This is a genomic window from Brevibacillus nitrificans (assembly GCF_003710965.1).
GTDB classification, from domain to species: Bacteria; Bacillota; Bacilli; order Brevibacillales; family Brevibacillaceae; genus Brevibacillus; species Brevibacillus centrosporus.
Map to the genome: position 1 here is coordinate 567,747 of NZ_RHHU01000003.1, position 26,570 is coordinate 594,316.

A 26,570-nucleotide genomic window follows, 5' to 3' on the forward strand; every position below is an offset into this window, starting at 1 on the left:
TTGGGAGGGAACGGCTATGTTGCAATCAATGGTCGGTTTCATGCTGTTTGCTGCGCTGACACTCGTGTCTGGGACAAGCACCTACGGCAAAGAAATCATCGAGGATGTACATGAACAGTTTCAAATTCAAAAACAGCAGTTGCCTTTATCTGTGATGCCCAGCACCACGAATCCAGGCGACGTTATTTTTGTGCGCAGTAATCGGGCGCAGGCGGTCACACTTTTTTCCCAAACCTATCGACTCCAGCCTTCCCAGGGAGAGTACAGCCGTTTTATTCCCATTCCCTTCAATGCCAAACCAGGAACATACCAAGTGACGACAACGGACAAGCAGCGGAGTGTCCCTCTGACGATTTCACCTAAAAAATTTGCAGTAGACGTTCTGACAGTAAGCAATCAATTGAACGATATGCGCCAAGATACGAATCGAATCAATGCGGACCAAAAGAAGATCAATGCCGCTCGCTCAAGCTCTGCGAAAGTCCCTTATTTTACAGGGGCATTTACGCAGCCAGCTGTGGGCACCTTGACGACCCCGTTCGGCTATCAGCGGGTGGTAAACGGAGTTCCTGCAAACAGGCATTCTGCGATTGATATTGCCAACAAACCAGGCACCCCGATATGGGCTAGCAACCACGGCAAGGTTGTTTTGGCTGACTCTTTATACTTAACTGGTAATACCATCATTATCGACCACGGACTAAACGTGTTCTCGATCTATGCCCATATGTCAAAGCTGGAAGTCAAAGTCGGCCAGGAAGTGAAGCAAGGCCAAGTGATCGGTCTTATGGGAACGACAGGTTTTTCGACGGGTCCCCATCTGCATTACGGAATGTTGATCGGGAACACCTACGTCAACCCGCAGCCATTCTTTGAGGCGTCACCGTTCCAATGGAAGTAAAGAGAGGTGTGAAACGTGAGGATTTCACATGTACCCAGCAAAGTATTAAACAACATGGTTCATTTTTTGGCACCTTATGAGCAAGCTGTAGATGAATTGAAGCTGAAGCTCAAAGGGATCAAATACGGATTTCAAAAAAGTGGACGATACTCACCGATTGAATTTGTAGTGGGGCGGGTCAAAAAAGTCGACAGCCTCATTAAAAAAGCGAAGGAAAAAGGCATTGATTTTCAAGGGGAAAATTGGCAGGAGGATGTTGCTAGAGAAGTATCCGATATTGCAGGGCTGCGAGTTGTCTGCCGTTATGTAGACGATGTGCGGGAAGTGCAACAGCTTCTTCAGGAGAGGGAAGATATCGTCATCCATGATATCAAAGACTATATCGCCTCCCCAAAAGACTCCGGATACCGCAGTATCCATATGATTGTATCCTACACGGTATATCATGGCAGTGAAAAGATCACCCTGTATTGTGAAATCCAGATTCGCACGCTGGGGATGAATTTTTGGGCGACCAATGAGCATGAGCTGCGATACAAGTACGCTGGCAACATCCCGGCAGATGTGCTCGGCAAGCTTCAGGAAGCTTCTGTGATTACCCATCAGCTAGACATTTTGATGAACAATCTGCGCCAGGAAATATTGACCCCTGCCGAGGTGGATCAAACGCTGGAGGACAAGCTGGAGGAGATTTTCTCACTCTATGTGAAGCAGGATCTCGATGCAGCCTCGGCCCTGTATCGGGAGCACGTTAGCGGTTTTGAAGAAGCGTTTGCCGACAATCCCAAGTTTAAAATGATTTACGACTTGTTAGGGAAACGACTGGGTTAAGGATAAGATAAGAGCAGAAGCCATCCGTCAAACGAACGACAAAGTATGGAAAGGACACCGACTACCATGCGTTTTCTTCTTACGTACCTTCTCGTTGTGGTCACGGCACTATTGGGTCCGGTCACACCTTTGGCTTTTGCTGAAGACACATCCAAGCTTTCAGCCGATGCACTGAGCGGGGAGTCAGCCATTTTGATTGACGCGACGACAGGACAAGTCCTGTTCGAAAAAAATCCACACGAAAAGCTGTATCCAGCTAGCATCACGAAGATTGCGACTGGGATTTACGCGATTGAAAAAGGGAATCCTGATGATATTGTCACGGTTTCCAAAAAAGCGAGATATGAAGAGGGCACACGTGTCTATTTGGGTGAAGGCGAGCAGGTTCCGTTGCGCAAACTGGAATACGGTCTCCTGATGCACTCAGGAAATGATGCCGCTACAGCGATTGCCGAGCATATGCACCAGACTACCGAGCGTTTTGCCGAAGAGCTGAACGCCTATCTGTCCGAAAAAGTAGGGGTCACGGAAACGCATTTCGCGAATGCACACGGTTTGCACGATCCGAATCACTACACGACTGCATCCGACATGGCAAAGATCGCGAAATACGCCATGCAAAACCCTACCTTTCGGGAAATTGTAGGAACCGTTCGTTTGCCGTGGGACGGAAAAGAATGGAAGTCCGAGCTCGTGAATCACAATAAGCTTTTGCGTAACTACGAAGGTGCTACAGGGATTAAAAACGGCTTTACCGACCAGGCCATGCAAACGCTCGTTGGTTCGGCCAAACGAGGAAACACGGAATTCATCGCAGTTACCATGAAGGCGTCAACAAGTGCAAGTGCCTACAAAGATGTCACCAGCATGCTTGACTATGGATTCGCCAACTTTGAAACCAAGCCGATCGCAGCGAAAGGAAAAGCTTATACCCATGCGGCTGCTCCTGGAAACGATGCGGTGATTACCTATACAACTTTGGATGATTTATATGCGACGGTACCTAAGGGAACAGAGCCGCTCGTAGAACTGACAGAGGACGGACATCTTCTAGTCCAAGGGGGAGACTTGCACATCACTTACCCGTTGTTAAGACAGGATCCGCCTCCGGTTGCTTCTGAGCCGAAACGTGCACAGTTTGCCAAATCGCTTGAGGATCATTCAGGAGTGCTTTATGGATTGCTGTTCGTTTGGCTGGCCATGAATCTCTTTATGATCAGCTACACAGTTCGTCGCACTCGTAGAATGCGCCGTGTGAGAAACCGGGATTGGCAGCGACGTGCCTATTAAACGAAGCACAGGACAGAGACTTCTCATGTCCTGTGTTTTTTTGTACCTTGAAGAGCCGTGTCCACTTCACAATCATTTGCGTAATCTAGGAGAAGAAGGCATTTTCCGATGAGGGGGAATGAAGATGGACAAAGCAGTAGTCGATCGCCCCGAGGTATCTGTCGTTTTCGTAGCAAGCGACGATACCAGAACGCTTCGGCGAATGCTCACGAATGTGAAAGAGCTAGCCACTTCACTAGAAGTCATCGTGGTTAGCCCTAAGTGCGTGGATACATCCTATCTGGGAGACGAGTCCTCCTGGATTTACAAAGTCGTTTCTCCATCCATCTATACCTATGACGAAGGCAGGGCATTGGGTGCTCGCCATGCTCGAGGTGAAACGATTCTCTTTTTGGATGAAAGGGTCAATTTCTCCCTTCCGCTTTGGCAACAGTATGTGGATACCGTAAAGAATGGTGCAGATGTCGCAGTTACGGTGCGTACCCAAACGTCGCTCTCTGCCAAAAAGAAAAAGCCGCTGCCAACACGCTATGCCTATCGATTGCTCAATCATTTGCTTGGACATACAGAGCTCGGTACCGGGACGCTGTCCAGAATTCCGTTTGCCTGTAGTCGGAAAGCACTGAAAGCACTAGGGCATGAATGCTTGCGTACACCTCCTATTGCTTATGTAAAAGCGGCATGGCAAAAGCTTGTTGTCGTAGGAGTTCATCCGAATTCAGCCATCAAGTGGACGGATGATACACGAATCTCCATGGTCAAAAGTACCCGTCAGCTCTTGCGGGAGCATGCACACGCGATTCAGCTTTTGGTAAACCTGATCGGACCACGCGGCGGCATGCCGGATGGCGATCGGTACCGGGACCTGTTGCACATCCCGGGGGAGCTTCACTTGCGGTCAGTCTTTTACCCGCAGCCACGAGAGGATAAGGGGGGAGTGTGGGGTGGGAAACGAAAAAAGAAACAAACGGGCAGCCATAAAAAAAGATAAGAACCGGAAGCATTTGAGCGTCATCATCTCTGTTGAGCAGGATGAAATCACGATCAAAACGCTGCTGCAGCAAGTCGAAAAACTACATCCAAAGGAAATTATCATGATCCTCCAGGGGAGCAACGAAGAGTCCATCGAAATTTTATTGAATTCCCAGTTTCCCTCACACACGACGATCATTTATCCGTTCCCGCTCGGGGATGAGCTGTGGCGCTCGATCGGTGCAAAAGAAGCGACTGGCGATGTGTGGCTCTTCCTGGACGGAAGTGAGATGATCCTCGCAGAAGAGTTATCCCCCTTTGTGCTTGCCTGTTATGGGGGAGCGGACATCGCCTTGCGCAAATCGACTGCGGGTTCGGTAACGGGTACAGTCAGCTTGGCGTGCGCGTTTTTCAATCATTTGCTGGAGCAGCAACAACTCGGGATGTCTTCCATGACGACGCTTCCTTTTGCCATAAAGAAGAAAGCGGCATCGCTGGTTGGGATCGACCAGCTCGTTGTTCCACCTCTGGCTCAAGCGATTGCGATACGAAACGGGTTGCGCGTCGAAACGGTTCCTATGAAATGGTATTTCGGCGATGGCAGCCAAACTGTCACTCCGAGCAGGAGCAGGCAGAAGGAGATGACCTCTTTAGGGGATCATCTGGAGGCGGTACTTTATTGGAGTGAACAGATTCGAAGCGACCATGGAAAGGTCATCTAGACGAACAATTCTTGGATGCTTGGTGCGATCAATCAAAAGCAGCTGCAGTCACAGACTCAAAAAGAGAGTCATTTCACGCAGCTGCTTTGCTGTGTTTGCTGTCTGGTAGCTCGGCTTATTTTCATGCGGGATAAGTTTCGTTTTGCAATGTTCGTGTTTTATAGTACCATATCATGGTAGGAAATTTTTGAAGGTAAAGGAGCAAAATGCGATGAGTGTACATATTGAAGCAAAACCAGGTGCGATTGCCGAAACCATTTTACTGCCAGGAGATCCGCTGCGGGCGAAATATATAGCAGAGACTTTTTTGGAAGGAGCAGAGTGCTACAACAATGTTCGCGGCATGCTAGGCTTTACAGGAACGTATAAAGGCAAGCGTGTATCCGTTCAAGGTACGGGGATGGGTGTTCCTTCCATTTCCATTTACGTCAACGAGCTGATGCAATCCTACGATGTGCAAAATCTGATTCGGGTAGGAACTTGCGGAGCGATTCAGGAGGATATCAAAGTGCGTGACGTGATCATCGCGATGAGCGCATCCTCTGACTCACAGACCAACCGCCTGTTGTTTAACCAGATTGATTTCGCTCCAACGGCTAGCTTTGAATTGCTGCACAAAGCCTATCAAGCGGCAACGGAACGGAATTTGTCGGTGAAGGTGGGGAATATCTTTACGAGCGACAGCTTTTATCGGGAGAGCATGGACTTGTACAAGAAGCTGGCTTCCTATCAAGTTCTGGCGGTTGAGATGGAGTCCTCGGCTCTCTACACGCTGGCTGCGAAGTATAAGCGAAATGCCCTGTCCATCTTGACCGTGAGCGATCATATCCTTACAGGGGAAGAAACCTCCTCCGAAGAGCGCCAAACCACGTTCAATGAGATGATTGAAGTAGCATTGGATTCAGTTCTATTGAAGTAGAAGCGTAAGGACCAGCTAATATTTGCAAACACGAAGCAGTGGCTTTTGTATTTGCGGGTATTAGCTTTTTTTAACGTATTAGAATTTATAAGCGTAATGCTTATGAATTCTGGAACGCATGACGAAGTGCCTCAGCGTCCGCTTCTGGCATTCCTTCGGTAAAACTTTCCGCTAAAACGCGGTCGCTCCTCCTTGAATAAGCCTCGGTAGAGGTTTTCTTACGGAATCAGCTAGGATAAACAGCCTGGGCCATCTACTTGATAGGGCAACAATAAGCTTTCGCAAAATACGGCTGCTTTGCCTTTGAAGCGTCTTTGCCAGGGGATTGCTTCTGAAGTGAGGCCATAGAAAAAGAAGAGTAGACGAGCAGGGAATTCACCTGTGAAAGCATAAGTAAAAGAGACCACTATCGAAGAACTGGGGGGAGAGGTACACATGGAGCCGAAATACATGCTCTCTTTGGACCAAGGTACGACCAGCTCTCGTGCGATCTTGTTCGATAAATCGGGTGCGATGATCGGGGTCACGCAAAAGGAATTCTCGCAGCTTTATCCAAAGCCGGGCTGGGTCGAGCATCGCGCCGAAGAAATTTGGGAATCGCAGCTGGAGGTACTGAAGGCTGTCTTACTTGAAAATCATGTCAAGCCGGAGCAAATCGCCGGGATCGGCATTACGAATCAACGTGAAACGACGATCGTCTGGGACAAAGAGACAGGAAAACCTGTGTACAACGCCATTGTTTGGCAGAGCCGGCAGACGATCGACATCTGCACGCAGCTGAAGGAAAAAGGCTTTGATCAAATGGTGCGAGAGAAGACGGGTCTCTTGATCGATGCCTACTTCTCCGGTACCAAGGTCGCGTGGATCCTGGACCAAGTGCCAGGTGTTCGCGAGCGTGCCGAAAGAGGGGAGCTGCTGTTTGGAACCGTAGATTCATGGCTTATATGGAAGCTGACCAGTGGGAAGGTGCATGTAACAGACTATTCCAATGCCTCGCGGACCCTACTGTTTAACATCCACACTCTCCAGTGGGATGACGAGCTGTTGGAGATGCTGCAGGTGCCTGCCCAGATGCTGCCGGACGTTCGTCCGTCCAGTGAGCTTTACGGCTACACAGACGAAAAAATTTTTCAATATCCGATACCGATCGCGGGGATCGCGGGGGATCAGCAGGCTGCTCTATTCGGTCAGGCTTGCTTCTCGGAAGGCTCCGCAAAAAATACGTACGGTACCGGCTGCTTTATGTTGATGAACACCGGCGAAAAAGCAGTTGCCTCTCAAAATGGTCTTTTGACGACGATCGCCTGGGGAGTAGACGGGAAGGTTGAATATGCACTGGAAGGAAGCATCTTCGTAGCTGGCGCGGCGATTCAATGGCTCAGGGATGGACTCAAGCTGATTGAAAAGGCCGCAGATTCGGAAAAGCTTGCCATGGAAATGGACAGTACAGATGGAGTGTATATGGTGCCGGCGTTTGTTGGGCTAGGAGCACCTTATTGGGACATGGAGGCAAGAGGAGCTATTTTTGGTCTCACTCGAGGCACGACAGACAAGCATTTGATACGCGCGGCCTTAGAGTCGCTTGCATATCAGACGCGAGATGTTCTGGAGGCGATGGAGGCAGATGCAGGGATGAAGCTGCAGAAGCTTGCTGTTGACGGGGGAGCCGTAGCGAATCATTTTCTCATGCAATTTCAATCGGATCTGCTGGGAGCGGTGGTAGAGCGTCCCCGTGTGAACGAAACGACGGCTTTAGGTGCTGCTTATCTGGCGGGGCTCGCGGTTCACTACTGGAGCAGCAAAGAGGATATTATCTCGAACAAGGTCATCGAGCGGTCATTTGAGCCTCAGATGGCGGAGGATAAGCGGCAAAGCCTTTACGCAGGATGGAAGCAAGCGGTATCTGCTACCATGGGCTACAAGATTCGCAGTTGATTTTTACCGATGTTCGGAATAGAGTAAAAGTAAGTGAATGATACGGTGGAGATATAGGAGACAGCCGGTATCGAAAGGGCAAAGGCAGAGGCGTTGCTACTTTTGGATATCGGCTGTTTTTGTTTTTGGAAGAAAGGATGGGAAGGGATATGCGTAACGAACCGGCGATGTCAGCCTTTCAGCGCGCCTCGTATCTGGAGCAGCTGGCGAAAAGCACCGTCGATCTGCTCGTGATCGGTGGCGGGGTAACGGGCGCAGGGATCGCCCTGGACGCAGCAGCACGTGGTCTAACAGTTGGACTTGTGGAAAAACAGGACTTCGCTTCCGGCACCAGCAGCCGCTCGACCAAGCTGGTGCATGGGGGGGTGCGCTATTTGAAGCAAGGGGATGTCCAGCTGGTCAGGGAAGTAGGCAGAGAGCGCATGATCCTGCATCGGAATGCCCCGCATATCGTGATACCGGAAAAGATGATCCTGCCGATCGTAGAAAAAGGTACGTACGGAAAGCTGGCCACATCCGTCGGCCTGTATGTGTATGATCTTTTGGCAGGAGTGAAACGGAATGAGCGGCGCAAAATGCTCTCCAAACAGGAAACCCTTTTGGCAGAACCATTATTGCGTCATGATATGCTCAAAGGAAGCGGGTTGTACTACGAATACCGGACGGACGATGCGCGCCTGACGATCGAGGTAGTAAAAACCGCTAGCGCATATGGTGCAATTTGCTTGAACTATACCGAAGCCACTGATTTTATTTACACGAATGGAAGGGTTACGGGAATTATTGCGAAGGATCAAGTGAAGGGCAAGTCTTATACGCTCACGGCTAAAAAAATCGTCAATGCAGCGGGGCCATGGGTTGACCGCCTTCGAGAGAAAGATCAGTCGCTGTCCGGAAAGCGTCTGCATCTTACCAAAGGTGTTCATCTTGTCGTTCCTTACGATCGTTTGCCTCTGCGACAAGCCGTGTACTTCGACGTAGCAGACAAGCGCATGATATTTGCCATTCCTCGAAATCGATCCACGTATATCGGTACAACCGATACGGACTATCAAGGGGAGCTGGAGCGGCCGAGTGTAACTCGACAGGACGTCGACTATTTATTGCAAGCAGTCAATGACATGTTCCCAAACGTACAGCTAACTGTAAAGGACATCACATCCAGCTGGGCAGGACTTCGGCCCCTGATTCATGAAGATGGCAAATCCCCCTCTGAACTTTCTCGGAAAGATGAGGTCTTCTTTTCCCATAGCGGCTTGATCACCATCGCTGGCGGGAAACTAACCGGCTTTCGTAAAATGGCAGAGCGGGTCGTGGACATCGTTGCCGGTCAATTGGCGAAAGAAGAGGGGCGCGTTTTCAAACCTTGCAGCACGCATGAGATTGTTTTGGCTGGTGGTGCATTTTCTTCGGCTGCCGCCATTCCTGCTTATATCCGAGAGCAAGTCCAACGTCTGCACGCTGCCGGTGAGCAAAGCTTTGACGAAACAGTCGTAACCGAGCTAGCGGGGAAATACGGGAGCAATACGGAGAAAATCATCACGGCCATGATCGACCTGCGGAACCAAGGGCGCCAGCTGGAGGAAGCCATGTACCTTGCCGAGCTGCAATACGGTATCCAAGAGGAAATGGTCGTAACCTTGCGGGATTTTCTCATCCGACGCACGGGGAAGCTGTTCTTTGAACGTGAAGCGATTCAGCATGTATATGGAAAGCTGGCAGACAGCATGGCGCGGAGATTCAACTGGACTGCTCGGGAGAAAGAGAGGGAAGTGAAGCTGTTTGAAATGGAGTATCAGCAGGTGAAGACGTTTTATTAGCAGGGTGGCAGAAACCTAGCAGGGAGTAGGATGGAAAGCACGCTGCTGGTGCGGGGTATCTGGCATTTAGGAAGGAGCAAGCCACTGCTGTTCTAAACGTTCAATCAATAGGAAGAGGAAAAGCCAACCGAAAATGGTTGGCTCTTTGTATGCAAGTTAGGTGGGCTACGACCAAGGGCTAAGCTCTTTCGCGTTCGTCCTCTGTATCAAAGCGTTTCAAGAAAAAGTGATAAAGCAGCTCTACTACGCCGAGGAGCACCGCTGTAAACAAGAGCTCACCCCAGTTTAGAGACCAGTGCATAACGGCAGAGACTGCCCAAAGGTAAACGACTGCCAGAATAGCATCGGAGACGGTCGCAACGAGATTATTGGATGTACGCAGGATGAGTCTGTCTCCAACGAGATAAGCAATGACGGAAAATAACAGGGTCGCGACAATTGCTGAAAAAACGGTTGCTTCTGTGTACCACAAAAGTAGAGGGACGAGAATAATGCCATTCATGACGACTTTCACCAGAAAACGGATCAAGGCAGCTTCTCCTTTCATAGTAGCATTCAGGATTAGTATGAAGAAAAGGATTCATATTCATTCGAACGGACGAAAAGGGGACGGGCAGGCTTTTTGCTTGCTGAATACACTACGTTCAGCAAAACGCAAAAAACCGCCGCGCAGGACGGTTTTTCAAATCAGTTACGGTTGTCGAAAGAGCATGCCCTACACATCCATGATGATCGGCAGGATCATGGGCCGACGCTTCGTTTTGGAGTATAAGTATTGACCGATGGATTCTTTTAGGCCTTGCTTGAGACGATTCCATTAAGCTTCACGCAAATGATCGCCCACATGCTTTTCCGATGGAGTAAAGCCAGGGCGCTCAGCGTTCGTACTCTCGGACAACAATACAAGAACGCCTTTACTCCCGATTTCAGCCATTCGATGAATGTCGGGTGTTTGATTATTGACGGGGGTCAAATCAAATTTGAAATCTCCGGTCTGCACGACGGTTCCTTTTGGCGTTTCAAAAACAATACCTAGACAATCGGGAATGCTGTGGTTGGTCTGAAAGAAGCGGATGGTGAACGCACCCAGCTCTATGACGGATTTGGAATCGATCATCGTGCGCGTGGTCGCTTGCAGTAAGCCGTGTTCCTTCAGCTTTTCTTCGATTAAGCCTAGCGTTAATCTGGTTCCGTAGATCGGCATGTTGAACTGTCTCAGCAAATAGGGGATACCGCCAATGTGATCTTCATGGCCGTGCGTAACCAGTAGGCCACGTACTTTTTCAGGGTTCTCCAGTAAATAAGTGATGTCAGAAATCCCCCCGCGAACAGGAATCCTTTGTAAACGAAACATCATTCGGCCATCAGCTTCGGGCGAGTACGATCCCTTGGCTTCTGCTCCTTTTTCCCGATTAAGGAGAATACCCAATGCACAGTCTCTCTTCGGTATAGGAGATTGCCACCTTTCTCATGGCATGACCAGTTTGGCTTCGTCCATCTTATAGGATGAACAGGAAAAGAATTTCATGAACTGGTAAATAAAGGTAGAGAAATGGAGATAAAAAAGAGGTCAACCATAAACGGTTGACCCCCTAATCGGATGAAAGCAAAGCTCGTAAAATCAGTTCTCTTCTGCAAGGAAGGCGTTATTCGCAGTTGCCTTACGTTCAGCGATATAGGAAGCCAGGCCCAAAAGTAGAGCCAGTCCTACCAGTATGGCGCCAACCCACGGAAGTGATGTGATAGCCAGATGCGTAATCACCCATCCGCCGATGAAAGCTCCAGCTGCATTTCCTAGATTACCGGCCGAATGGCTGGAGGTAGAGGCGAGCGCTGGTGCCGACTGTGCGAGGTTCATCACACGCACTTGCAGTCCTGGAAAGACAGCAAAGGAAGCAGCTCCCCACAGAAAGATCGTAATCACCGCAGCGATCTGATTATACATCGTAAACGTAAACAGAGTCAGAATGATACAGATCGAAAAGTAAAGCCCCAGGACGGAAGGCATCAGCTTCCAGTCGGCAAGCTTACCGCCTACGATATTGCCGATAGTCACTCCACAGCCAAACAGTACGAGGATCCAAGTGACGGAATGCTCGGCAAAGCCGGTGACTTGCGTTAGCAGCGGCGTAATATAAGTGAAGACCGTGAAGAGTGCGGCATTGCCCAGAGCGCCAATCAGGAGGTACAGGAGCAGCTTCGGATGGACAAGCGCTTTGATTTGTCCGGTAATGCTCTCCGTATTTTGCTGCCGCATTTTTGGAACGAAAACCATGATTCCGACCCATGCAATGATTCCCATAATGGCAATCGTACCAAAAGAAGAGCGCCAGCCCATATGCTGACCAATAAAGGTTCCCAAAGGGACTCCAATGATATTGGCAATCGTCAAGCCTGCCATCATGATAGAGACGGCACTGGCACGTTTGTCCGGTGGAACTAGGCTGGAGGCAACCACGGCTCCCACTCCAAAAAATGTCCCATGAGTCAACGCCGTCAACATGCGAGCTGCCATCAAAACAGCGTAATTCGGAGCGATGACTGAAATTCCATTTCCGAAAATAAAAAGAAGCATCAGGAAGAGAAGCAGCTTCTTTTGTGGAATGCGGTGAGTGAGGATGGTCATGATCGGCGCCCCGACAGCGACCCCAAGAGCGTACATGGTAATGAGCTGCCCCGCAGACGAGATGCTGACCCCTAAGTCATCGGCCACATTAGGGAGGAGACCCATGATGACAAATTCAGTCATTCCAATTGCAAAGGAACCGAGCGTAAGCGAAAGCAAAGAGATCGAAAACGATTTTTTGTTTGCTTGTTCTTTGATCGAAAGCTGTGATATTTCCATGAAGTAAATACAACCTTTCTGCTGTTTTACATCCGGTTTGAATGGCAGTACCTTTCATGTGCGCCGGACAAGAATGCCTGTTCCCTATTATTAAGTTCCACCCATGTAAAAATCAAGGCTTTCTTCTCCTTGTAACCGGCTGGAAGTGTAAGGAGTACGGCCCAAAAAAGGCAACGGGGAAATTCCATCTCTTCTAAAAAGTCTAATAATTCCCATTTATCCTAAACCTCTATCTTTTCTTATGACTCTCCGATATACTTACAAAAATATCCTTTGTCGGCAAGGAGGAATTATTCGAATGGTTTGGCTCCACAATCTGATAGCCCGTTATGACAGAGCAATCTGGATTCGGGTCATCGGAACGATTTTGACGACGTTTGCCGGCTTTATGCTCAGACCTTTCCTGGCTTTTTACCTGTATGACAGAATGGACGGCAATCTTCTGTTAGCAGCCATGGTCACGAGCCTGCAGCCCTTAACGAGCATCATTTCTGGCTATTTTGCCGGCAGTCTCTCAGACAAGTACGGACGAAAGCCGTTGATGATAGCTGCACTCCTGATCGAGTCCGTTTCCATGGCAGGCTATGTGTGGGCAGAGTCCCTTTTCGCCTTTGCCGCACTCACGATTCTGAACGGAGTCGGGGCCTCCCTGTTTTGGCCTGCTGCTAGCGCTCAGGTGACGGATATCGTCCCAGAGGAGAAGCGAAGTGAGGTCTTCGCGCTGCTGCATACGGCCTTGAATTTGGGAGCTGCTGCAGGACCACTGATTGGTGTGGCACTGTACAAGATCAATCCGGGTATCGCTTTTGGCATTTGCTCACTCGCTTTGTTCATCTACTGTCTGCTCATCGCCTGGCAAGTGCCGGAAACATTGCCGAAGGAAGCACGCGCTCGGGCAAAATCCAGCAAAGAAGAAAGCAGTACCAGCCCTCGTTTTGTATGGTCTGAGCACAAAACGCTGTTTTGGATGGCACTCGCTGCTGTACCTGTATCGCTCCTGTATTCACAGGTCGAAATCATTCTCCCACAGCATCTGCGTACGAAATACGACGATTTCCTCACGATTTTCGCGACGCTTCTGACGATCAATGGAATCCTGGTTGTCTGCTGTCAAATCGCGATCGCCAAATTCGCAGAACGATTTCCAGCCCACCGCGTCATTTTAACAGCATACCTGTTCCTCGCCTGTGTCGGCTTCGGTTATGGGTGGGCGCCAGGCATGATCGTGCTCATTCTGGCAGAGACGATGTTTACCATTGGCGAGATGCTGTACGGACCACAAATCCAAAAAGCGATCTCTGTCATGGCTCCCGATGAATTCCGTGGACGTTACTTCGCCGTGTTTGGTGCAAACTGGGGAATCACGGGAACCATCGGACCGTCCGTAGGTGCCCTGGCATTTCGCAATTTTGGAGGCGCTTACTGGTTTTCCACGCTCAGCGTATTGCTCTTGATCGGGGGAATGTTTCAGTACCGTTTCGTCAAAAAAGCAATACGACGCACAAAATCGACTCCTGTTTCTGCGGAGGAGACGGCCATTTCCGGTTCGTAATGATATCACAGATCATCTTTCGCCTCCCCATATGATCTCTGGTGTATGAGCTTACGAAAGATATTGAGCTAGACCCCCATGCTGCGCAGGTGCACATGGGGGTATCATGCTTTCCTCATTTTATCCCACCTGATCCGATAAGATCGATATTCACCTTGATATTCCATTCGAGTCGTGGATAAATGGCTTTCCATTTTTCCCAGTCTTCATCCCCATGATAATGAGTGGCCCGATAACGTAAACCGAAACCAATCGGATCAACTCCGAGCGACTGGAGTTTTTCCAGAACATGACGATAGCGCTTGGCCGCTTCTGTTTCCGCTACTTCTTTATACCGGCCCCATTGCGAATTGTAAAAAGTCTGTTTGGATTCCTCGGTGATCCCTTTAATTCGCACATCCATCATAAGCTTGGGAGAAGAGGGGTTTCGTTCATCAAACCGATAGGAATAACCAAAAGAGGTCACATTCAAGGCGAATTGAACATTTTCTTTCTTGGTTTCGATATCGAAGTTTCGAATTTTCTTGGATAATTCATTAAAGATCCGGGTTTCCTCTGGATTTAAGACCGCTTTGATTTTCTCCTTGTCAAAGACAGCCACTCGATCAATCAAATAGGTTTCCTTCAATGGACGGATGACGGGTAAATACGGATCCAATCCTTTTTCGCTCAAGCGTCGATGGTAATCAAACAAAAATTCAGTAACGATAAAAGAAGATTCCGTTCCCTCCTGATCGAAGCTCATGAGCATGCTGTCAGCAGGGAGCCGTTCGGATTTGGGACGCACATTCAATACTTGCTCCGCAGTAGGGTCACCGATCGCCATGAACGCAATTCCCTGGATCTCTGATCTCCGCAAAAACCAATCAATGGTTTCCTTATTCAGTCGTTCCTCTCCGATCTTTGTTCCAAAGACGATCATTTTGTTCTGGGAAAAATCTAGTTCCTTATCTACTTTTGATTTTAAATGTCGTACCGCTTCTGTTATGGTGGGTGCATCGTCACTGATAAGATGAAACGTGTTTGATTGGCCTGGACGGATTTGCGAGGTAGGAATCGCGAGCTTTAGGGAGACACGATAAGGCTTGTCTTTGATGTCGGATTTATCGACGCCAACCGCCATAACTAAATAGCGCTTATCGATGTCTTTGAAGCCGCAGCCCGTTAGCAAATACAAGATTGCTAGCCAGATCAAGACGTGTTTCACAGAGCCTTCCTCCTGTTGCTCAATAAATACACCGTAAGGACAACGAAAATATCAAGAGGGGAACGAATCATCATCCAATTCGTGGATACCGAAAAAAGATCGTCTTCCCCGAGCCTATTTCCAACGATAACGGTTCCGATTGCAAAAACTGTACAGCTTATCACATGCGGCAGCACGGAGTTGACCTCCGACGTATTGGGCTGATTCTTGGAAAGACAGCCGCTCAGCATCTCGGATCCGACATGCCAGGTGATCAAGGCAAATAGATAGGAAATCCCTAAATAAATGAGTAGAAAGAGATAGACGACACGCTCGATAAAGGCATACTTCATCCGAACTCCGTCTGCGGTAGACACCCATGTGAATATGTAGTCGTTCACACCATCCGTACCTAAAATGCCGATCGGTACAAAGAAGGCGGTGAACAGGATGCTTAAGCCTAGAAAGGGGATTGCCCAGCGATGCTTAAACGATTGGCTGCCAGTAAACACGCGGTTTAATATAGACAAGCTGATATATCCGGTAACGGCATAAGTCGATACGGATAAGCTCTTCCAGCTGGGAAGAATCCACGCATAATCGATCATGGCTCTTACTTGATCGTAGTTCATATTTTGGTTTGTGTACGCTTTGAAGATGGAAAACAAGAGGAGAGGTAAGCTCAGGATCATCGTCAGCTCTGTGATGTACAGGACGGTTTTGGATGATTGCATAGCGCCAAAGCTCACTACGATCACAAAAAGAATCAGCAGCACATACATCGGGGTTTCCGTGTTCAGATATCTAGATACGATAAAAGCATAATTAATCAATACGAGTGCTCCTGAGATAAACGACGCGCTTCCCATGACGAGCAGCAGCGGAACAGAAATAGCCTTGGGCAAGGATTGCTTCATGATTTCCGGCAATCCTTGCCCCCGAAACTTTAGCATAGAGCCTGTAAATAGATACATAAACACACCACCAATGAGAGGACCAAGCACCATCGATAAAATCGCGCCATCATAGCGGTCATCCATCAGTATACGCGGAACAAAAAGGATAGCATTGATCAGCATAGACAGTGTCACGAAATAGTAAAAATAACGAGCCAACCCATTCACCTGCTCTTTTTGGCTTCCCCTATGAAAAGGCTCAAATAAGGTCGACCGAAGCTTCGCAAACTAGCCGTGTAGATCAGGAAACAAAACAAACCTGTCAATACCCCTGTCAATCCAAAAAAAATAGCTAATAAGACCAGTGGGAATTTGATTACCCGTAACGCTAAATTCATGGTGTTAATCGGAATAACAAAGTTGGAAATTGCCACCATCGAGGCAACGATGATCATGATACTGCTAACCAATCCGGCCATCTGGGCAGCTTGTCCCAATATTAGCCCGCCGACGGTAGTCGCCATTGAGCCGATGTATTTCGGCAGCCGAATGCTTGCTTCGGTTAGGGCCTCGATCAGAAAAAGCATGAAAAATACCTCATAAAAAGAAGGATAAGGAACCGCCGCACGACTCCCAGCGATCTCGATTGCTAATTGGGCGCGAAATACTTCGGGGTTATACGACACGGTTGCTACGTACAGGGCTGGAAGAGAGGTGGTGATGAACGCTCCAATGTAGCGCAATGCCATCAAGGGTCTCGTGAACCACGGGACGTCATAGATGTCGTCCATCGATGCCAAGAAATCGAAAAAAACGGCAGGCGCGATTAAAACAAACGGAGTTCCGTTCAAAACCAGTATTACTTTTCCTTTGCTTAGATTTAACACGGCTCGGTCGGGTCTTTCCGAGACCATGGCAGTCGGCAGGAGATTAAATCTTTTGGTGATTAGCATCTGAACTTGATTGGTAGCCTGCACTACTTCCGCTTCAATCTGCATCAATTTGTTCTTCAGACACAAAAGGACGTCGTCATCGACCTTGGATGTATCATAGACCATCGCCAACTGAGTTTGGCTCACGGAACCAATCTTCATATACTCCACATGTAATTCCTTCATGGGGTATCGGGTACGAAGAACATGAATGTTCGTTTCAATTTCTTCGGAGAAGGCAAATTGAGGTCCTTGCAGGACGTATTCGATTGTCGCTTTTTGAGGTTGATAAGACGGGGGCTTTCTGACATCGATGGCACAGGTCTCATTCGCGAAAAACAGCAGTGCATATCCTTGAATAAGCTTGTTTGTCAATTGAGTCTGATTCTGAACTAGCTCATAGCCGGGCATTGCTTCTAGAACGGTTTGCAATTCCGATCTTTGCGTGCTTTCCAAATACGAATCTACAATGGCTGTGTGGATAAATTTGTTATCGCACATCGTGGATATGTAAACCAAATAAGCGGTTTCATCATGGAAGTCGAGCTTTCTGGTTACAAGATCTTCGGAATAAGCCAGGCCCTGGATATAGCTCTCCAGGTTGAATTCTTGCATGAGATTCGCTCCTTTATCCACTGCGTCTGGATCTAGGTTTCCGCTCATACTAGAAAAATATTCATACAATGGCAAAGCAAGAGAAATGAATAAAGGTATCCGATTCTATCAACTTGCTTTTTCCATTCGAATGACTATAATCATTGTTGGAAGGCCATTGACCAAGGAGTAATTTGAAGAGTGCTCCCCGATCCCGGTCTCTTATCCATGCATGGCGGGACAGATTGCAGGTATGCATACATGCCTTGTTGTTACCCCTCCATAAAACCTTTTCGTACATTTACGTACAATCAGGTTTTATGGAGGTTTTTTTATGTTTTTAGAAGGAATCGAAAGGGGGAGTGAAAGGGTATAAGATTTGGGGAATGGGCAATTATGGATAAAAATATACAGATGGAGTGGGACTATGATTACGACCGAGCAAGTGTTAGATGCACTTAGAAAGGTTCAAGACCCAGAATTGCATAAGAGTATTGTTGAATTAAACATGGTACGAAACATTCTAGTCCAGGGGTGGTCTGTAAGCTTAGAGATCATTTTAACCATCCAAGGATGTCCCTTGAAAGCAAAGATCCAGCAAGATGTAGAAGAAGCCATCCAAGGCTTGGGAGCGAGCGAAGTTCATATCTCGTTCGGCTCCATGACGGATGAAGAAAGAGCTGCTTTAACCGCTGCTCTTCGCAAGGATTCAACAACAACCAACGGAATGCCAGCGATGTTACAGGAAGACTCCGGCGTCACCTTTATCACGATCACGAGTGGAAAAGGCGGAGTCGGCAAATCCACGGTTTCCGTTAACCTGGCCATTGCTCTGGCTGGATTAGGAAAACGTGTGGGGCTAATTGATGCGGATATTTACGGATTTAGTGTGCCTGCCATGATGGGCATTACGGAAAGTCCAACGATGATCGATAAAATGGCCATACCCGTAGAGAGCCATGGCGTCAAAGTGATCTCGATGGGTTTCTTCGCGGGCAACAATGCACCTGTCATGTGGCGTGGCCCCATGCTGAACAAATGGATTCGCAACTTCCTGGCTCAAACACATTGGGGGGAGCTCGACTACGTCCTGTTGGATTTGCCCCCAGGTACAGGAGATGTAGCGATTGATGTCGCAGCCATGATCCCGCAAGCAAAGGAAATTATTGTGACCACGCCTCAAGCGACGGCTTCTTTTGTCGCTACACGCGCTGGTTCTATGGCGCTTCATACAAAACATGAAATTTTAGGTGTTGTGGAAAACATGGCCTATTATGAAGATCCAGATGGAACAAAGAAATATTTGCTGGGAAAAGGGGGAGGAGATCGATTGGCGGATACCTTGCAAACGCAAGTGATCGCGAGAATTCCTTTCGCTCAGCCTGAAGAGAACATGCAAACATCGGTTTATGACGAAGACTCAATCTTAGGCGAAATCTATTCGAGTTTGGCCGAAGAGATCGATTATCGACTAATGGGATCATCAGAAAGGTAGCCTACCCATGAATATCAAAAAAATGATAAGTGAAATCGAGCCGAAAGAATTGGATACGGAAATGATGATTGCCAACCTGCGTAATCAATTCGTGGAGCTATACAACAGAAAGGACGTTACCCAGTACGTCGCCGTATTGAATGACATGCTGCAGCTGGCAATCAACCTAAAGCAGGATCTCATTTTAAAGCATTTCGGCGCTGCACCTGTTGTCGCTTCTGATGAAACGATGCAGCTGCAAGAAATGTTCAAATGTCTTGCTTTACGAAGCCGCAATTCAAACTGGTTTTTGGATTTGTTCGGTCTATTTCTGGGATTGGCAGCCGTACTTCACTTTCGTTCCGATGAAATCGAAAGCACTTTTTTTCAAGTAAAGCACTGAGCAAGGATACTATGTGAAAGTGTAATCATCGCAGGCAGATAGGCGATGGAGCCTCAGAGAGCGAAGAGAGGTTGGAAGTGAGTGGTGAAGGAGGTCATATCTTTGCTCTTTAATCAGAAAAAAGAGTCATGGATCATTTATCTATTTCAATTGGTGCTGAACACGTCCCTGATTCTTCTAAGTCTGATCCTCTCCTTTCTGCTTTTACGAGAGCTGTATATCATTTCCGTAGAAGTATTCATTGGAGGGGACGACAATGTACACGAAGTCCTACAGAAGGTCTTAGATTTTTTTCTATACTTTGTTTTTGTTTCCTTGATCGTAAAATATTTTAAAGAGAATTACCATTTCCCGCTACGATATTTTATTTACCTGGGGATCACAGGGACACTTCGGTTTATTATCGTGTCCCACGAAAATCCAATCGCGAATTTTGTATTTTCTCTTGTGATTCTTGTCCTTATGATTAGCTATCTCATGCTTACCTTCGAACGGAGCTAACGAACAAAGGAAATAGCCAAAACCAAATAGAAGACGCAAGGATGACCAAGGCAGATGCCTTGGTTTTTTCGTGTCCAAAGAATAGCAGAGAAGCCTATTTTGGACACTGTCCGATCATCAACCGCATGATGAAAACTCCACGAATGGCTTATTTTAGTTTGGGGAATGTTAGCCTTGATTAGTAAAGATATACATTTTTTGCAAGCCATCTCGATACATACCATCTTGCTCTTACTTCTATGGAGGGAAATAACATGGACGAGCGAACCTACTCGATTCAAATCGACGACCAAACGTTCACTGCTCTACCAGGACAAAGCATTTTGGATGCTGCAGAGTCCAACGATTATTTTATTGCGCACATTTGTAAACACCCCAATCTGCAACCGATCCAGACATGCGATACCTGTATGGTGGAAGTGAACGGTCAGTTAGTTCGTTCCTGCGTAACTCCGTGTGAACCGGGGATGAAAGTGACGACAAACTCTGACATCGTGAAAGAGGCGCAGCTGGAGGCAATGTCACGCATTTTGGTAAACCATGAACTGTATTGCACGGTTTGTGACAATAACAATGGAAACTGCGTGGTCCATAACACAGCGGAGCACTTGCAAATTGAGCATCAGAAATACGATTTTCGCCCGAAGCCTTATCCTGCCGATTTTTCCCATCCGTTCTACCGTTATGAGCCAGATCAATGCATTCTGTGTGGTAGATGCGTGGAGTCCTGCCAGGATCTTCAGGTCAGCGAAGTGATACATATTGACTGGAGCCGCGAAATTCCGCGAGTGGTCTGGGACGACGATGTGCCTATCGATCAATCCTCCTGCGTATCCTGCGGTCACTGCGTCACGGTATGTCCATGCAATGCGTTGATGGAAAAATCGATGCTTGGCGAAGCGGGATATATGACAGGGATTCCGGCAGATGTGCTGGAGCCGATGATCAATATTACCAAAGTTGTGGAGCCTGGCTACCAGGAGATTTTTGCCGTATCGGAAGTAGAGGCAAGCATGCGAAAAACCCGGATTAAGAAAACCAAAACCGTATGTACCTTTTGCGGCGTAGGATGCAGCTTTGAGGTGTGGACCAAAGGGCGCAAAATCTTGAAAATCGAGCCACAGGCAGAAGCTCCGGTAAATGGCATCTCTACTTGTGTAAAAGGGAAATTTGGGTGGGATTTCGTCAACAGTGAAGAGCGCTTGACCAAGCCACTCATTCGTCAAGGTCATAAGTTCGTTGAAGCAACATGGGATGAAGCGCTCACCTTTATCAGCAATCGACTTTCAGAGATAAAGGGAGAATACGGGCCGGATTCGATCGGTTTCATCGCTTCCTCCAAATGCACCAACGAGGAAAATTACCTCTACCAGAAATTCGTTCGCTCCGTTATCGGGACAAACAACGTAGACAACTGCTCGAGGTATTGTCAGTCCCCTGCCTCCATGGCCTTGATGCGGACGGTAGGATATTCCGGAGACTCAGGAACCATTCAGGATATCGCGAATGCTGGATTGGTACTGGTGGTCGGGGCGAATCCGGCCGAATCTCACCCCGTGCTGACTACCCGAATCAAAAGAGCGAATAAGCTTTTCGGCCAAAAGCTGGCAGTCGTCGATTTACGGAAAAACGAATTGGCCCAGCGAGCGGATATCCATCTTCACCCAAAACCAGGCTCTGACTTGGTCTGGCTCTCCGCCATTACGAAGTACATCATCGATCAAGGCTGGGCAGCAGATGAGTTTATTCAAGCCAGAGTGAATGGGTATGACGAGTACGTCAAATCGTTGCAGAAGTTCACCTTGGAATATGCGGAAGAAGTCACCGGCTTAACCAAGGAAGAAATGATAAATCTGGCCACCATGATTCATGAAGCCGACGGAACTTGCATTCTGTGGGCAATGGGAGTCACCCAGCATGTCGCCGGGACGGATACAAGTATCGCCATCTGCAATTTGCTGTTGGTTACAGGAAACTTCGGACGTCCGAATGCAGGTGCATATCCACTACGCGGACATAACAACGTTCAAGGAGCGTGCGACTTCGGTACGATGCCCGCATGGCTCCCTGGTTATCAGCCTATTCAGGACGAGAGTGTACGAGCTCGTTTTGAGGAGGCGTGGGGTGTGACCTTGCCTAAAGATCCGGGGTACAACAACCATCAGATGATCGAGGGTGTGTTTAAGGGGAATCTGAAAGCACTGTATCTGTTTGGAGAGGATATGGCGGTCATTGACTCCAATATCAACCACGTAGATTCTGCTTTTGAAAAACTGGAGCTATTCGTAGTCCAGGATATCTTTTTCTCCAAAACCGCTCACTTTGCCGATGTAGTATTGCCAGCGTCTCCTAGCCTCGAGAAAGACGGAACCTTTGTCAACACGGAAAGAAGGATCCAACGGTTGTATCAAGTGTTTGAGCCGCTTGGCGAATCCAAGCCGGACTGGCAAATCTTCCAAGACCTCGCCAACAAGATGGGAGCGAATTGGAACTATACGCATCCAAGCGAAATCATGGCAGAAGCAGCGAGTCTGTCTCCGTTGTTTGCTGGTGTCAGCTATGAGCGGCTCGAAGGCTGGAACAGTCTCATTTGGCCAGTGAAGCCTAACGGAGAAGATACGCCATTACTGGATACGGAACGATTCTCCTTCCCGGATGGAAAAGCAAGATTGATTGTAGTCGACTGGACACCACCGATGTTCCAGCTGACCAAGGAGTTTGATCTGCATCTGAACAACGGTCGTTTGCTGGAGCATTTCCATGAAGGCAATATGACTTATAAGTCGAAGGGGATCACACACAAGGTTCCGAATCCGTGGCTCGAAGTTTCTCCAACACTGGCGGAAGAGAGAGGAATCAAGGATGGGGCTCTGGTTCGTCTTACTTCTCCTTATGGGCAAGTGGAGGTACGTGTCTTAGTCACCGATCGGGTGAAAGGAAACGAGCTGTATCTGCCGATGAATACATCCAAAGATAACCAGTCAGTGAACCGTTTGACCAGCAGCTACCACGACAGATTGACCCATACGCCAAACTACAAGGAAATGGGAGTGAGCATGGAGATTCTGGAACGAGAAGGAGAGCCGCCACTTCCCCGCGTGAATTACCGTTTCGGAAATAAGCAACCGCAATTGGGTGTACGAGTAGAAGACAAGTGGAACCGAGACGACTGGATTTCCATCCCGGATTTATTTGAAACAGGAGGAGGACAAGCCGATGGCCAAAGCGATTTCAAACATTGAACGTCATATTCCAAGTCCCGAGGAAGTCAGGGATCAGGCCATTTCGCAGGTCCTTGATGCGGTCAGTGAAAACCACCAAGCCTTGCTTACCCTTCTCGACATTGTAAAAGAATTGCAGGAGATTGGGGTACTGGATATTGTTCAAGGGGCATTAAAAAACCGGCGAGATATTGGCGTGATCGCTGTGACGCAATTGAACAAGCCGGGGATGCATCACATTATGAAAAACGGGATGACCGCGATGCAGTTCTTGGCTAAGCTGCAGCCTGAAAAAATCGCAGGTCTCTTGGATGCCGTTGATCATGGGTTAGAGAGGCTAACAGATACCCAAAACAATAAACCGATAGGCTTGTTCGGGATGGGGAAAGCCATGATGGAGCCAGACGTCACTCTCGCACTCGGTTCCATGATCAATTTCCTGCGTGGAATGGGCGAGGGAATGAAGAACGCGGACAAGCCGGTTCATTAACCCTGACAACAAGGAGACGGTACGACATGCATACAGACAGAATCCCCGTGCAGGGGATGAATGATGAGCAGGATGCGGAGAAAGTGAACAAAGCCTTACACGATGTTTGGGGCATCTTGAAAGCGGAGGTGAGCCTCTCGAAAGGAGAGGCGCTCATCTCCTATGACGAGAATGCTGCGCAGCTGGTTGATTTTCAACAGGCCATCCGCGAGTCGGGGTACGACGTGGCGAATTATGACGGCCCCTTTCACGGAGACAAACAATAAGTAAGAGATCAGGAGGTTAATAAGAATGTCCAGAGTATGTGAAATATGTGGTCGGTTGGACGAAGATGCTTCTCAGGCAAATCAGGAGGAAGCATCCACCTCGGAGATGAGCATGAGTATCCTTCATGTATGTGAAGAATGCATTAAAGATCGGCAGCACCACCTCTCTTAAATGAGGTGGTGCTGAGAAAGCAACCAGGCAGACAATACCGTTCGGCGCAAGACTTATGCTTCCAAGGAGGAAAACGGATGGATCTCGCGTTGCAAAGCAGAACTCTGTTCGGGGTTACATTAGGATTTCACATCATCTATGCCACAATTGGAGTAGGAATGCCTTTACTGCTCTTGATTGCTGAGGTAATGGGGATATGGAAAAAAGATCCTCATTACAGGCTTCTGGCAAAAAGATTGGCAAAGGGGTATTCGATAACCGTCGCTGTGGGAGTCGTGACGGGAACCATCATCGGACTTCAATTGTCCCTTCTTTTCCCAGGGTTCATGAAAATTGCGGGACAAGTGATTTCACTTCCGTTATTCATGGAAACATTTGCCTTTTTCTTCGAAGCGATTTTCTTGGGGATCTATCTGTATACCTGGAGCCGATTTCGCAATCCGCTCTTTCATATACTTGTATTGATCCCTGTTGCTATAGGCTCCGGTCTATCTGCATTCTTTATTACAACCGTAAATGCGTTCATGAATACGCCGCAGGGCTTTACGATCACGGACGGCGCGATTACAAACATTGAACCTTTGAAAGCCATGTTTAACCCAGCGACACCCTCCAAAGTGGCTCATGTTCTCACTTCTGCCTATATGACAACCGCCTTCGTGATCGCGGCCATTACCGCCTGGTTTATCCTCCGTGGCCATCGAAATGAGTATTACAAAAAGGCATTGCGAATGACGATGACGATAGGCCTTATTTTTGCACTGGCAACGGCAGTGGTTGGAGACCTTTCAGGGAAATTTCTAGCTGCCTACCAGCCTGAAAAATTGGCAGCTGCTGAGTGGCACTTCGAGACGAAAACCCACGCTGACCTTCTCGTAGGGGGGGCTCTGGACAGGAATACAAACGAAGTAAACTATGCAATCAAATTGCCGAACATGCTGTCTTTTTTAGCTACCGACAGCTTCAGCGGAAAAGTAATCGGGCTCAACGATATTCCCAAGGAGAATTGGCCACCCTTAATCATTCATTACTGGTTTGACATGATGGTAGGGATTGGCTCCTTCATGATTGTACTATCCGGTGCATTTGTCGCCATTCGTATTTGGAAGCAAAAGTTTGAATGGAATTCGTGGCTGCTTCGATTGATCGTGATCGGAGGACCTCTGTCCATGCTAGCCATTGAGTTTGGTTGGATCTTTGCGGAACTGGGTCGACAGCCATGGATATTACGCGGATACATGAGGGTGGGAGAGGCAGCTACCACTTCGCCAAACGTCGGCTCCATGCTGCTTTTGTTTAGTGTGGTTTACGCCCTGTTAGGTATTTTGACTGTCTATGTGCTGATTCGTATGGCACGCAGAAACCCGGTAGAGCCCTTACTGGACGCGAGGAGTGAGCAAACTTGACGACGGAAGTGCTTGGGATATCGATTCTTTGGTTGTTTTTATACGGCTATATCATCGTTGCTTCCATTGATTTCGGAGCAGGCTTTTTCTCCTACTACGGAAGGATTACGGGGAAGGGGGAAATTATCAATAAGGTAATTTCCCGCTATCTATCACCTGTATGGGAAGTTACCAATGTATTTTTGGTTTTCTTTTTCGTTGGCATGGTAGGCTTCTTTCCGGAGACGGGCTATTTTTACGGTACAGCTCTGCTCGTTCCGGCAAGCATCGCGCTTGTTTTATTATCCATTCGCGGCTCGTTTTACGCCTTTAGCAAATACGGTCATCCGAATAGCTATGTGTTCCATTTTCTCTACGCGGCAACAGGCATTTTGATCCCGGCTTCTTTTTCCACCGTCTTAACCATTTCGGAAGGTGGATTTATCGTAGTTGAAAATGGCACACCTATTTTTATGGCAAGCAAACTATTCTACAGTCCGTATTCATGGGCAGTCGTCTTCCTCGCATTAGTAAGTGTGCTCTTTATCAGTGCAAGCTTCCTCACTTACTACGCACACCGGGCGGAGGACCCTCAAGCAGAAAGTGTTTTGCGGCAATGGGCCCTTCTGTACAGCCTGCCAACTATTTTTGCGTCCATCCTCGTATTCATGGCACTTTGGAAGCACAATCCGGAGCATTTCACTTCCATCATGGGAAATAGCATTTGGTTCATTCTCTCGTTTGCTTTCTTTTTAAATGCTTTACGGCTGCTCATCTTGAAAAGATCGCATGGATGGATGTTTATTTCTGTGATGCTGCAGTTTTTCACTGCCTTCTGGGGATATGGAAAGTCTCATTTGCCGTACTTACTTTACCCGTACGTCTCTTTCCATTCCAGTGTGACGAATCCGACCATGGCTAAATTTTTGGTCGTGGCCTTTATAGGCGGGATGGTACTGCTCGTTCCATCGCTGTTCCTCCTGATGCGATTGTTCATTTTTAATGCGAAGTATGTGAAAGGAAAGCTGAGCTAAGCTGGATTTTCACACTTCTTTCAATAATAAAGTTGGATTTCAATATCGATTGGAGCTATAATATAGCCATAGTTAATCAATGATCATCGATGATTAGTAATGGTGAATTGCTCAATCATCCTGATCCCGCTCAAAAAGAAGTTGGGACGGATAACGAGTATCATTAGGATGCTTAGGAATTAGCCCATCATAAAACAATTTGTGCATGTTATGCCCAGGTTGTTTTATG

At 47.9% G+C, this 26,570-nt stretch carries 22 protein-coding genes and 2 pseudogenes; 17 read left to right on the top strand and 7 right to left on the bottom strand.

Annotated features, from left to right (window positions below; all coding sequences use genetic code 11):
• Positions 1 to 16: 16 nt before the first annotated feature.
• The 8 genes from EDM59_RS04685 to EDM59_RS04720 all read left to right on the top strand — a co-directional run bounded on the left by EDM59_RS04685 (position 17) and on the right by EDM59_RS04720 (position 9,390).
• Complete coding sequence (locus EDM59_RS04685; protein ID WP_122922529.1) at positions 17 to 901, top strand: M23 family metallopeptidase; 885 nt, start codon at positions 17 to 19, stop codon at positions 899 to 901.
• Between the two features lie 15 nt (positions 902 to 916).
• Entirely contained in the window at positions 917 to 1,732 is an 816-nt protein-coding gene (locus EDM59_RS04690) for a GTP pyrophosphokinase (protein ID WP_122922530.1), read from the top strand.
• Between the two features lie 66 nt (positions 1,733 to 1,798).
• On the top strand, positions 1,799 to 3,022 hold the full coding sequence (locus EDM59_RS04695; protein WP_122922531.1) for a D-alanyl-D-alanine carboxypeptidase family protein: 1,224 nt from the start codon (positions 1,799 to 1,801) through the stop codon (positions 3,020 to 3,022).
• A gap of 124 nt (positions 3,023 to 3,146) precedes the next feature.
• Entirely contained in the window at positions 3,147 to 4,013 is an 867-nt protein-coding gene (locus EDM59_RS04700; RefSeq protein ID WP_122922532.1) for a glycosyltransferase family 2 protein, read from the top strand.
• The gene (locus EDM59_RS04705) at positions 3,967 to 4,716 is read left to right on the top strand and encodes a glycosyltransferase family A protein (RefSeq protein WP_122922533.1); all 750 of its coding nucleotides are present in this window, start codon (positions 3,967 to 3,969) and stop codon (positions 4,714 to 4,716) included. The genes EDM59_RS04700 and EDM59_RS04705 overlap by 47 nt, the downstream gene beginning before the upstream one ends.
• A 211-nt stretch (positions 4,717 to 4,927) precedes the next feature.
• Positions 4,928 to 5,635: a purine-nucleoside phosphorylase gene (gene deoD, locus EDM59_RS04710; RefSeq protein WP_092276519.1), complete on the top strand. Its 708-nt coding sequence runs from the start codon at positions 4,928 to 4,930 to the stop codon at positions 5,633 to 5,635.
• A gap of 435 nt (positions 5,636 to 6,070) precedes the next feature.
• Positions 6,071 to 7,570 carry a glycerol kinase GlpK gene (gene glpK / locus EDM59_RS04715; protein WP_122922534.1) on the top strand — a complete coding sequence of 500 codons (1,500 nt, stop codon included), beginning with the start codon at positions 6,071 to 6,073 and terminating at the stop codon, positions 7,568 to 7,570.
• 149 nt (positions 7,571 to 7,719) lie between these two features.
• Positions 7,720 to 9,390: a glycerol-3-phosphate dehydrogenase/oxidase gene (locus EDM59_RS04720; RefSeq protein ID WP_122922535.1), complete on the top strand. Its 1,671-nt coding sequence runs from the start codon at positions 7,720 to 7,722 to the stop codon at positions 9,388 to 9,390.
• A 178-nt stretch (positions 9,391 to 9,568) separates the two neighbouring features.
• On the opposite strand, the gene EDM59_RS04725 is transcribed toward EDM59_RS04720, so the two are convergent.
• The 4 genes and pseudogenes from EDM59_RS04725 to EDM59_RS04740 form a co-directional block, all read right to left on the bottom strand.
• Positions 9,569 to 9,919, bottom strand: a complete 351-nt coding sequence (locus tag EDM59_RS04725) for a DUF2512 family protein (protein WP_183192795.1) — start codon at positions 9,917 to 9,919, stop codon at positions 9,569 to 9,571.
• A gap of 186 nt (positions 9,920 to 10,105) precedes the next feature.
• Positions 10,106 to 10,195: pseudogene (locus EDM59_RS31575) on the bottom strand (hydroxyacylglutathione hydrolase); the annotation flags it as partial.
• 18 nt (positions 10,196 to 10,213) lie between these two features.
• A pseudogene (locus tag EDM59_RS04735) lies at positions 10,214 to 10,708 on the bottom strand (MBL fold metallo-hydrolase); the annotation flags it as partial.
• A gap of 303 nt (positions 10,709 to 11,011) precedes the next feature.
• Positions 11,012 to 12,235: an MFS transporter gene (locus EDM59_RS04740; RefSeq protein WP_122922537.1), complete on the bottom strand. Its 1,224-nt coding sequence runs from the start codon at positions 12,233 to 12,235 to the stop codon at positions 11,012 to 11,014.
• 298 nt (positions 12,236 to 12,533) lie between these two features.
• Between EDM59_RS04740 and EDM59_RS04745 the strand changes: the two genes are divergently transcribed.
• A complete protein-coding gene (locus EDM59_RS04745; RefSeq protein ID WP_122922538.1) occupies positions 12,534 to 13,787 on the top strand; it encodes an MDR family MFS transporter in 1,254 nt (417 codons plus the stop codon).
• 115 nt (positions 13,788 to 13,902) lie between these two features.
• Here the strand turns inward: EDM59_RS04745 and EDM59_RS04750 are convergent, their stop codons facing one another.
• Genes EDM59_RS04750 through EDM59_RS04760 form a run of 3 tightly spaced genes read right to left on the bottom strand, consistent with a single transcriptional unit; the run spans position 13,903 to position 17,416 of the window.
• The gene (locus EDM59_RS04750) at positions 13,903 to 14,994 is read right to left on the bottom strand and encodes a Ger(x)C family spore germination protein (protein ID WP_183192796.1); all 1,092 of its coding nucleotides are present in this window, start codon (positions 14,992 to 14,994) and stop codon (positions 13,903 to 13,905) included.
• A complete protein-coding gene (locus EDM59_RS04755) occupies positions 14,991 to 16,088 on the bottom strand; it encodes a GerAB/ArcD/ProY family transporter (protein ID WP_246010897.1) in 1,098 nt (365 codons plus the stop codon). The genes EDM59_RS04750 and EDM59_RS04755 overlap by 4 nt, the downstream gene beginning before the upstream one ends.
• A 5-nt stretch (positions 16,089 to 16,093) precedes the next feature.
• Positions 16,094 to 17,416: a spore germination protein gene (locus tag EDM59_RS04760; protein ID WP_183192797.1), complete on the bottom strand. Its 1,323-nt coding sequence runs from the start codon at positions 17,414 to 17,416 to the stop codon at positions 16,094 to 16,096.
• A 406-nt stretch (positions 17,417 to 17,822) separates the two neighbouring features.
• Between EDM59_RS04760 and EDM59_RS04765 the strand changes: the two genes are divergently transcribed.
• The 8 genes from EDM59_RS04765 (at position 17,823) to EDM59_RS04800 (ending at position 26,341) form a co-directional block, all read left to right on the top strand.
• Positions 17,823 to 18,890 carry an Mrp/NBP35 family ATP-binding protein gene (locus EDM59_RS04765; RefSeq protein WP_122922541.1) on the top strand — a complete coding sequence of 356 codons (1,068 nt, stop codon included), beginning with the start codon at positions 17,823 to 17,825 and terminating at the stop codon, positions 18,888 to 18,890.
• Between the two features lie 7 nt (positions 18,891 to 18,897).
• On the top strand, positions 18,898 to 19,272 hold the full coding sequence (locus EDM59_RS04770) for a hypothetical protein (RefSeq protein WP_122922542.1): 375 nt from the start codon (positions 18,898 to 18,900) through the stop codon (positions 19,270 to 19,272).
• A 153-nt stretch (positions 19,273 to 19,425) separates the two neighbouring features.
• Positions 19,426 to 19,773, top strand: coding sequence for a phosphate-starvation-inducible protein PsiE (locus EDM59_RS04775; protein ID WP_246010962.1), 348 nt, complete (start codon positions 19,426 to 19,428; stop codon positions 19,771 to 19,773).
• A gap of 254 nt (positions 19,774 to 20,027) precedes the next feature.
• On the top strand, positions 20,028 to 23,015 hold the full coding sequence (gene fdhF, locus EDM59_RS04780) for a formate dehydrogenase subunit alpha (RefSeq protein WP_122922543.1): 2,988 nt from the start codon (positions 20,028 to 20,030) through the stop codon (positions 23,013 to 23,015).
• Positions 22,990 to 23,484 carry a helical membrane plugin domain-containing protein gene (locus EDM59_RS04785; RefSeq protein ID WP_122922544.1) on the top strand — a complete coding sequence of 165 codons (495 nt, stop codon included), beginning with the start codon at positions 22,990 to 22,992 and terminating at the stop codon, positions 23,482 to 23,484. The genes fdhF and EDM59_RS04785 overlap by 26 nt, the downstream gene beginning before the upstream one ends.
• A gap of 26 nt (positions 23,485 to 23,510) precedes the next feature.
• The gene (locus EDM59_RS04790) at positions 23,511 to 23,750 is read left to right on the top strand and encodes a heavy-metal-associated domain-containing protein (protein ID WP_122922545.1); all 240 of its coding nucleotides are present in this window, start codon (positions 23,511 to 23,513) and stop codon (positions 23,748 to 23,750) included.
• 249 nt (positions 23,751 to 23,999) lie between these two features.
• Positions 24,000 to 25,328, top strand: coding sequence for a cytochrome ubiquinol oxidase subunit I (locus tag EDM59_RS04795; protein WP_122922546.1), 1,329 nt, complete (start codon positions 24,000 to 24,002; stop codon positions 25,326 to 25,328).
• Entirely contained in the window at positions 25,325 to 26,341 is a 1,017-nt protein-coding gene (locus EDM59_RS04800; protein WP_122922547.1) for a cytochrome d ubiquinol oxidase subunit II, read from the top strand. The genes EDM59_RS04795 and EDM59_RS04800 overlap by 4 nt, the downstream gene beginning before the upstream one ends.
• The last annotated feature ends 229 nt before the right edge of the window (positions 26,342 to 26,570 follow it).